Source organism: Acinetobacter sp. YH12023 (assembly GCF_013420135.1).
GTDB classification, from domain to species: Bacteria; Pseudomonadota; Gammaproteobacteria; order Pseudomonadales; family Moraxellaceae; genus Acinetobacter; species Acinetobacter amyesii.
Genome location: NZ_VOYU01000036.1, coordinates 1 through 1,206, shown reverse-complemented (window position 1 = coordinate 1,206; position 1,206 = coordinate 1). Strand labels below are relative to the sequence as shown.

The 1,206-nt window shown below is 59.5% G+C and carries 1 protein-coding gene and 1 pseudogene; both read left to right on the top strand.

The features are described 5' to 3' along the window. The first annotated feature begins 95 nt into the window (after nucleotides 1–95). Nucleotides 96–911, top strand: coding sequence for a sulfonamide-resistant dihydropteroate synthase Sul2 (gene sul2 / locus FTT92_RS16585; protein ID WP_001043260.1), 816 nt, complete (start codon nucleotides 96–98; stop codon nucleotides 909–911). An 86-nt stretch (nucleotides 912–997) separates the two neighbouring features. Then, nucleotides 998–1,206, top strand: a pseudogene (gene glmM / locus FTT92_RS16580) (phosphoglucosamine mutase); the annotation flags it as partial.

Sequence of the window (1,206 nt, the reverse complement as noted above, 5' to 3'; positions counted from 1 at the left end):
GATCACCGCAAACAGGTTACTCGCCTGGGGATTCCCTTTCGACCCGAGCATCCGTATGAGACTCATGCTCGATTATTATTATTATAGAAGCCCCCATGAATAAATCGCTCATCATTTTCGGCATCGTCAACATAACCTCGGACAGTTTCTCCGATGGAGGCCGGTATCTGGCGCCAGACGCAGCCATTGCGCAGGCGCGTAAGCTGATGGCCGAGGGGGCAGATGTGATCGACCTCGGTCCGGCATCCAGCAATCCCGACGCCGCGCCTGTTTCGTCCGACACAGAAATCGCGCGTATCGCGCCGGTGCTGGACGCGCTCAAGGCAGATGGCATTCCCGTCTCGCTCGACAGTTATCAACCCGCGACGCAAGCCTATGCCTTGTCGCGTGGTGTGGCCTATCTCAATGATATTCGCGGTTTTCCAGACGCTGCGTTCTATCCGCAATTGGCGAAATCATCTGCCAAACTCGTCGTTATGCATTCGGTGCAAGACGGGCAGGCAGATCGGCGCGAGGCACCCGCTGGCGACATCATGGATCACATTGCGGCGTTCTTTGACGCGCGCATCGCGGCGCTGACGGGTGCCGGTATCAAACGCAACCGCCTTGTCCTTGATCCCGGCATGGGGTTTTTTCTGGGGGCTGCTCCCGAAACCTCGCTCTCGGTGCTGGCGCGGTTCGATGAATTGCGGCTGCGCTTCGATTTGCCGGTGCTTCTGTCTGTTTCGCGCAAATCCTTTCTGCGCGCGCTCACAGGCCGTGGTCCGGGGGATGTCGGGGCCGCGACACTCGCTGCAGAGCTTGCCGCCGCCGCAGGTGGAGCTGACTTCATCCGCACACACGAGCCGCGCCCCTTGCGCGACGGGCTGGCGGTATTGGCGGCGCTGAAAGAAACCGCAAGAATTCGTTAACTGCACATTCGGGATATTTCTCTATATTCGCGGTTCAGCAGGCATGTCCCCTTTGAGGGCGACCCGACGACAGGATAATCGACCTTATGGTGCGCAAATATTTCGGCACAGACGGTATTCGTGGCAAAGCCAACGAAGGCGCGATGACGGCGGAAACCGCCTTGCGCGTCGGCATGGCGGCTGGCCGTGTCTTTCGTCGCGGTGACCACCGCCATCGTGTCGTGATCGGCAAGGATACGCGCCTGTCGGGCTATATGCTTGAACCCGCGCTCACAGCCGGTTTCACCTCGATGGG